This is a genomic window from Acinetobacter baretiae (genome assembly GCF_015627105.1).
GTDB lineage: Bacteria > Pseudomonadota > Gammaproteobacteria > Pseudomonadales > Moraxellaceae > Acinetobacter > Acinetobacter baretiae.
In genome coordinates, this window is sequence record NZ_VTDM01000051.1 from 1 (window position 1) to 6,684 (window position 6,684).

Below are 6,684 nucleotides of genomic sequence, written 5' to 3' on the forward strand. Positions count from 1 at the left end.
ATTTCGCATAATGGCTGATTATGTTACTTGCTTCATCATTGACAATGTTCGTGCGTCAGTCGGGGTTATTGTCAATGATGTTAAAATCGCAAGTAACACCAGTGCATTTAACATGAATCTTGATTATGCGACATCATCGTCCTCGTTTTGTTTCTTCTCTCAATGATCTGAATATAGCTTATTTGCAAGACCAGACAAATAAGCTCATTCGGTGTGCTTATTGCAATAGAATTTTGACTGTTTCTATGATTAATAGACATATCAAAAAATTTCACGTTTCTGAAAAAGTCCACATTCTTTAATGGTGGACTTATGCGAAAATATTTTCGTTTTATTTCTCTTTATACTCTTTCTGCCACTCAATTACATCTTCTGCTTTTAGCTCTTTTAGATGCTTTGCAATTAAAGCATTTACAATATCTGCCTCATCAATAGGTAACCTTGTTTTAACAATAAAATCTATGTGTGTTTTTTGTATCAATGACACATATTCCGTTTTGATCCTATAAGTCTTTGACATTTCTTCCATCTCTAAGCCTATTTAATTTATCTATTTTATCATTGTGACATTGTTGCATTGTCACACGCAACTATGATACAAATACACCATTATGTTGCACATAACATTGTTGCATATTTTTATGATGGGGAAATCATGATCGACACACTAGAAATATTAATACCGTTTTCAGTCGATTATGTGGACGTTGTTGAGGGCCGTCACGAATTTGTAAATGTAGATTTAAAAGAATTAGATATCCCGATCGGGGCTAAAGCTGTCTACTGGAATGAAAACGGTGAACAAAAAACAGAATCTTTATACAGTCCATATGCATCGTTAGAAACTTCGTTTACAGGTATGGCTTGCAAGGTCAACTTGGAAGGATATTTCTATCCGCATGTACTTATTAAGGGTAGTCCTGCCAAGATCATGCAAGGCCACAATGTTTTTGGTACAGATTGTTTAGAAATTTGCGTACAAGAAATGCTGTGGTTTTTACGTCAATCTTATCCTACGTTGTATTCAATGCTTTCTATTCAGACTGCTGAAATTGCTCGTATAGATTTAACGTATATGTCTAAAGTTGCTAGTCCTAAGCAAGTGAGGCAAGCCATAGATTTTCTAGCACGTATTCAAAATGGTCATACAAAACCGACTAAATCTAAAAAATATGAAACAACTGCGTACTGGGGTGGGGCTACATCTCGTTTGATTCGTCAAAAATGCTATAGCAAATATGATGAATTTATGGCTCAACTTGAAGATTATAAAAAGAAAGCAGAGAAGGGCGACCCACATGCAAAAGTTGTTGTAACTGCAATGTCTGACGAAAGAATTATCGAAATTGCTCGTAATTCACTTCGTTGGGAATGTACTTTTTTAAAGCGTTATTTAGAACGAAATGACATACCTACCAATGTATGGGACTTGATAAATCACCAAAAAGACAATGTGAATTTATTCCCCACCATGTGGCAAAAAGGTTTTCATAAAATATTTGAAGCGTTGAGAGGTCAAACCATGACGTATATCGATGATGAACAGTTGTTAAACAAACTCAAATTTCATTTTCAAACGGTTACCCCGAAAGGCAAGGTGTCTTATCGTAAATCACTAAATCTATACAGTTTTTATAACCAAATTAAAACTATTGGTTACGCTGAAATGAAACAGCAAAAATTGTATGGCACACGTCGTTTTGAACAATTAGTTGTCGATCTTGTATCTGTTGGCTTCTCAAAAGCTTACTTGCAAAATCTTCATGTAGAAAACGATGAAACCAAAATTATCCCGTTTGTGCAAATGATTAATATTGATTTTGCCTCACAAGTTCCATCGTGGTTTGTTGAACCTATCCCAACGCCACACAAATTACTCGTTGCTTAATTAGCCTAAGGAAACATTAAAATGTCTTTATCAATTCGTACCGCAAAAATGAACATCAATCCTGAATACTACGACAGTGAAAAAAAAGGGCGCATGTTCAACTGTCAAATTTTTAATCCTCAAACCATTGATCTACAAGTATCACCAGATGCAAAGCAACCGCCTGAGCAAATTAAAGCAATTTTATCTAATGCTTATGAAAATGGTATTGAATGTGAAATCGAGTTTTCAGCGACTAAAGACCGTTGGAACAATGAAAAGTTTGTCATTTATGACGTTAAACCATTACCTAAAAAGTAGGTCATATATGTCTTATACACAAGGTATTGTCGATATAGATTTATTAGAAACCTCTATTAATTCGGATTTAAATGATTTTTTTCATAGTGCTTCACGTCATTCATCACGTGAAGAATTAGAGGCTATATTTCATCAACTCAAAGGCTATCTCGTCTGTTTAGTTCGTCTAAAACATATTTCTCTAGCTTCTCAAGTTGATCTTTTGATTCGCTTTGATAAACGATTTTTAAAGGTTTAATAAATGGCATACGTTTGCGAAACATTACAAATTGTCAATGACGTACAAACGTGTGTCGCATGGGTTATTTACAAAGAATCTTGGACAGATCAGCTTAATAACTTATCTGTTGCTCAAGTATCAGCGTTGTTATCAGCAACAGCACTGATTTGGTACGTTGCATCTGCAATTCGTACTTATCTTAACTTACTCGCACATGATGGAGATATCAAATGAGTAAAAATGAACAAAATACAGTTGAAAAAACTGTAAAACAACCATCTACACTTTGGCAAAAAATGACAATTGGTGCAACAGCAGTTGCTCTTTCTGTTCCTGCTTTTGCTGCCGACTCAACAGTAATTGATTTAACGACTGGTCTTGGTGGTGTTGCTGTACTTGGTGGTCTTATGGCTGCGGGTCAATTAAAAGCACTTCCAACGTATGCCGCTTGGGGTATTAAAAAAGCACTTTCAATGCTTCGTTAATTATAAAAATCGGGGGCGGGGAGCGCACAACCGTACGCACCTCAGCCCCCGATTTTTTCAGGATATGAACCATGACAATGTACTTCATTATTGTAGTTGCGGCGGCACTTTGGATTATCTTTTCGGGTGACTAAATGACTAATTTTTATATTTTTCTCATATTTTTTCTCGTTAATTTTTCTATTTGTACTCTTATTGCTTGGTCTCCTTTAATCGCACCCTGTTTAAGACGTTTAAAATATCTTAAGAGTTTAAAAAAATGAAAAAAATCATTGCTTTAATGATCTTAATTCTATCGAGTACATTTGTATATTCTGCTAATCCGCCTGCGAATAATTCATCGAGAAAACCCACTCTAGCACAAGATTTATCAAGCAATACTTCTACAACTTATAAAGAAATTAGCAATGTTGATGTTAAGCCAGGTACACAAACTGTATCAGCTTCATATTCAGACTCAATCGTTAAAGACGGAACAAGACAAGGTCTTACGATTGAAGCAGTTGAAGTACAAGCATCAAAAGCAGAAGCAGCCGCAGAACTCGCAAAACGTTGGGGCAAACGTGCCCTTTGGGGTGCAAATGCCGTTTGGCTTGGTGCTGAAGTTGTGGGCGGTCTGTTAAAAGCCGTTGATTACGTCATGGATCCCAACAACAACACGATTAAACCTAAAGAAAGAATTGAGTGCGGTGACAATGGAGAATTTTGTCCCAACTTAGAATATGTATACAGTGGTGAAACTCGATCACAGTATTATGCAGATAAAGAAAAATTATGCTCTGTTATTTCTAATAATAAACCTTATAGTCTTCAAACATTATCCCCGACTGCTTGGTATTGTAGACCCAGTACAGGCGGTATTCTTTTAATCACACTAAGAAAAAATCCCTCTTATAAATCTTCTGCCACTTCTCAATCTCAAGAAATTACAACTGCTGAACAATTACAAAAGATATTGACAGAAGCACTCTCAAAAGCAGATCAACAACAACAAATAAAAGCAATTAAAGACGCATACACACCGATTGATACTACGACTGGTCAAGCAACTACATCAGTTGCACAAGCAACAAACAATCAAGGTCTTAATACAACGATGCAGAACATTATCAGTACTGCACAATCACAACTTGCAAACAATCCTGATTCTGCAACGTCAAATAGTGGAAGTACTTCTACTGGAACAACCACAACAACCAACCCAGACGGTACAACTTCGACTTCAACTTCATCTTTTCAGCTTCCTGCTTTTTGCAGTTGGGCAACAACAATCTGTCAATTTATCGATTGGTTTAAAAAAGACCCTCAAATTGAAAATGAACCACAACTTCAAATTGATGAACTTAAAATTGAAAAATACAAAATGGAAGAACATGCAAAGTTTAATGCAACTTGTCCATTTAAAGCTGAAACCGAATCTATCCCATTTGGTTCTGTCGGATCTATGGTATTCACAAAAGACTTAACTCCATTTTGTGATTATGCATCTGATGCAAAACCATTTGTTGTTTCGCTCGGTCATCTTGGTGCAATTTTCTTTCTTATCATTGGCTTAAGGACACAACCAAATGGGTAGAATTCTTGTTCTTGTTGCAGGTTGGCTCTTAGACAATGCTGTTCGTAGAATCATTACTGGAGCAGGGTTGGGCATATTTTCTTATGTTGCTGTACTTGCTTTATTCAAAGCAACAATTACAAACTTGATTCAAGAGTTCTCTAATTCACTACCAGTGCAATTATTACAATTACTCGGTTTAGTTGGCTTTGATACTGTTATTTCAGCTTTTGTTTCAGTTGCCATATTTTTGCTCAATGTTAACTCTGGTAAGTTATTTATAAGGAAAAAATAAATGTCTGAAGCTGTAGGCGGTATATTTAGATTAATTTGCGGTGGAATTGGTACAGGAAAATCATATTTTTGTGTACGTGAAGCTGAATTAGAAAAAAAGAAAGGTAAATATAAAAATATATATTCAAATATTCGGGCACATGCAGAACTTGCCGAAGGCGTTCAGTCTTTGCCTGATGATTGGAGAGATTGTGAACCTGATTCTCTAGTCATTATTGATGAAATTCAATTACATCAAACGTTAGGCAAAAACACATCATCACGTAAAGATTCTGCTGTTGCAGATCTTTCTATGATTCGACACGATCACTTAGACTTATGGATTATTAGTCCAAATCCAGCACTTGTAAAAAGTGATGTAAGACAATTAGTCAATCAATATTATTGGCTTGAGATTGAAAGTAAAACTGTTTCAAAAGGTTGGGTATTTACAAAAGTACACAACAGTGTCACTAAGAATATTAAAAATACGGCACATGAAGAATTTACATATAAGATCGAAGAAAAGTATTGGAAGCTCTACAAAACAACGAAAGATGGTCGTGCATCTGGTCGAAGTGTGCTAATCAATTGGAAGCTCATTGGTTTTGTAATTGGTATTTTAATTGTACTACTCGTGATCTATTTACTGTCTAGATACTTATTTTCATCGACAAATGATAGTGTTACAGAAATGAAAAAAGTAGAGCAACAAAACAATGATAAACAAGCACTGATTAAATCACCTTTTGATAAAAGTACAGTTGCTATTACGCCTGAAAACATAGATTTTGAATGTCGCAAAGGTGAAAATATATCAAAACCTGAATGCAGAAAATGGCTAGATGATCTAACCAGTGGCCATAAAAGTTTAAAGACCATTAACTACGATCCATCAAAACCATATGAGCTAGAAGAAGCTCAAAAAGACGTTGAATATCAAGTCATAAATACACCTAAGTTCAGCGGTTGCATCTCTGCAAAAGGCAAGTATCAAGCATATACAGAGCAGGGCACATATCTAAATGTTGATAAGTCCGTTTGTGATCGTTTGATCGCAAATGCCGGTGATAGACCTTATGATTACTTTTCAGATCGTAAGACACGTGTAGAAACATCTGCTAGATCGAGTCAAAGCGATCAAGATTTAACGACAGCTTCAAAAGAGATGTCAGCAAAAAATGTTGTTGTTTTAGGTAATACACCAACTTTTGTTGATTAAACTTTCCAACGGGATTGCCATTTTGAAGCACAGTTTTAACACTTCAGCGGTAAATAGAATGAAAATTTATCTTCAAGTGTCAATTCATAAGGCTCATACAAATCGCCACTGGAGACGTGCCACCTAAAAAATTTTACATATCATCTATGATTCATGTTTACACCGCTTTTGCTTTTAAACAAATTAAAAGACTGATTTTAAAAAGCGGTTATTGAGTTTAGTAAAGACACTGTGGGTAAAGTATTTTTCTGTTGACTAAAATTGTGTATAAATCAACGTGAAACACGAATCACCGTTTTGCGGATTTATGCATAGTTTTATCAATAGATAAAAAAATACGTTGCGGAGCATTATCCACATTGTCTACTAAACTGCTTTTAGGCTTTTCATTTGATATCTTTCGGTTTTATTTTTCGTGAGATATGTCAAATTATAAGAAAGCACGTCTCCAGTGGCGATTTTTAGGAAATGAGTTGACCAAAAAAGTAAATTTTTATGTCATGAGAGCTAGAAAGTAAAACTGTTAAGAAATACAGCCCACGATTTTATATGTAACGTTTTTTATTTGAGTTGGCTTTTTTATGAAATAAAAAACGGCTCAATTAAAAAATGTAATGAGGTTTTTATGAATGATAAATATTTTGTTCTAATTTTAGCTATGATTTCTATTTTTTCTAATATGCTTATTTATGCAATATTTTATATAGTTTGGTTTTTATTTTATAGATGATTTCGCATAAT

9 protein-coding genes are annotated in these 6,684 nt (G+C 34.8%); 8 read left to right on the top strand and 1 reads right to left on the bottom strand.

The features are described from left to right. Positions 1–331: 331 nt before the first annotated feature. On the bottom strand, positions 332–529 hold the full coding sequence (locus tag I2F17_RS12195; RefSeq protein ID WP_211140126.1) for a hypothetical protein: 198 nt from the start codon (positions 527–529) through the stop codon (positions 332–334). 126 nt (positions 530–655) lie between these two features. Here I2F17_RS12195 and I2F17_RS12200 point away from each other — a divergent pair, with 126 nt between their 5' ends. The 8 genes from I2F17_RS12200 to I2F17_RS12235 all read left to right on the top strand — a co-directional run bounded on the left by I2F17_RS12200 (position 656) and on the right by I2F17_RS12235 (position 5,943). Beyond that, the gene (locus I2F17_RS12200; RefSeq protein WP_211140127.1) at positions 656–1,888 is read left to right on the top strand and encodes a phage/plasmid replication protein, II/X family; all 1,233 of its coding nucleotides are present in this window, start codon (positions 656–658) and stop codon (positions 1,886–1,888) included. A gap of 21 nt (positions 1,889–1,909) precedes the next feature. Continuing rightward, on the top strand, positions 1,910–2,188 hold the full coding sequence (locus tag I2F17_RS12205; protein ID WP_211140128.1) for a hypothetical protein: 279 nt from the start codon (positions 1,910–1,912) through the stop codon (positions 2,186–2,188). Positions 2,189–2,195: 7 nt separating this feature from the next. Continuing rightward, positions 2,196–2,426: a hypothetical protein gene (locus I2F17_RS12210; protein ID WP_211140129.1), complete on the top strand. Its 231-nt coding sequence runs from the start codon at positions 2,196–2,198 to the stop codon at positions 2,424–2,426. Between the two features lie 3 nt (positions 2,427–2,429). Continuing rightward, on the top strand, positions 2,430–2,642 hold the full coding sequence (locus I2F17_RS12215) for a hypothetical protein (protein WP_211140130.1): 213 nt from the start codon (positions 2,430–2,432) through the stop codon (positions 2,640–2,642). Continuing rightward, positions 2,639–2,893: a hypothetical protein gene (locus tag I2F17_RS12220; protein WP_211140131.1), complete on the top strand. Its 255-nt coding sequence runs from the start codon at positions 2,639–2,641 to the stop codon at positions 2,891–2,893. Before I2F17_RS12215 ends, I2F17_RS12220 begins: the two co-directional genes overlap by 4 nt. A 259-nt stretch (positions 2,894–3,152) precedes the next feature. Next, positions 3,153–4,469: a hypothetical protein gene (locus I2F17_RS12225; protein ID WP_211140132.1), complete on the top strand. Its 1,317-nt coding sequence runs from the start codon at positions 3,153–3,155 to the stop codon at positions 4,467–4,469. Further along, on the top strand, positions 4,462–4,743 hold the full coding sequence (locus I2F17_RS12230) for a DUF2523 family protein (RefSeq protein ID WP_211140133.1): 282 nt from the start codon (positions 4,462–4,464) through the stop codon (positions 4,741–4,743). The genes I2F17_RS12225 and I2F17_RS12230 overlap by 8 nt, the downstream gene beginning before the upstream one ends. Continuing rightward, complete coding sequence (locus I2F17_RS12235) at positions 4,744–5,943, top strand: P-loop NTPase family protein (RefSeq protein WP_211140134.1); 1,200 nt, start codon at positions 4,744–4,746, stop codon at positions 5,941–5,943. It begins immediately after the preceding gene. Positions 5,944–6,684: the final 741 nt, after the last annotated feature.

Bases quoted from the DNA above. Each gene is read 5' to 3' on its own strand.
- I2F17_RS12230 (WP_211140133.1), top strand. From the start codon at position 4,462: ATGGGTAGAATTCTTGTTCTTGTTGCAGGTTGGCTCTTAGACAATGCT.
- I2F17_RS12195 (WP_211140126.1), bottom strand. From the start codon at position 529: ATGGAAGAAATGTCAAAGACTTATAGGATCAAAACGGAATATGTGTCA.
- I2F17_RS12205 (WP_211140128.1), top strand. From the start codon at position 1,910: ATGTCTTTATCAATTCGTACCGCAAAAATGAACATCAATCCTGAATAC.
- I2F17_RS12215 (WP_211140130.1), top strand. From the start codon at position 2,430: ATGGCATACGTTTGCGAAACATTACAAATTGTCAATGACGTACAAACG.
- I2F17_RS12220 (WP_211140131.1), top strand. From the start codon at position 2,639: ATGAGTAAAAATGAACAAAATACAGTTGAAAAAACTGTAAAACAACCA.
- I2F17_RS12225 (WP_211140132.1), top strand. From the start codon at position 3,153: ATGAAAAAAATCATTGCTTTAATGATCTTAATTCTATCGAGTACATTT.
- I2F17_RS12210 (WP_211140129.1), top strand. From the start codon at position 2,196: ATGTCTTATACACAAGGTATTGTCGATATAGATTTATTAGAAACCTCT.
- I2F17_RS12200 (WP_211140127.1), top strand. From the start codon at position 656: ATGATCGACACACTAGAAATATTAATACCGTTTTCAGTCGATTATGTG.
- I2F17_RS12235 (WP_211140134.1), top strand. From the start codon at position 4,744: ATGTCTGAAGCTGTAGGCGGTATATTTAGATTAATTTGCGGTGGAATT.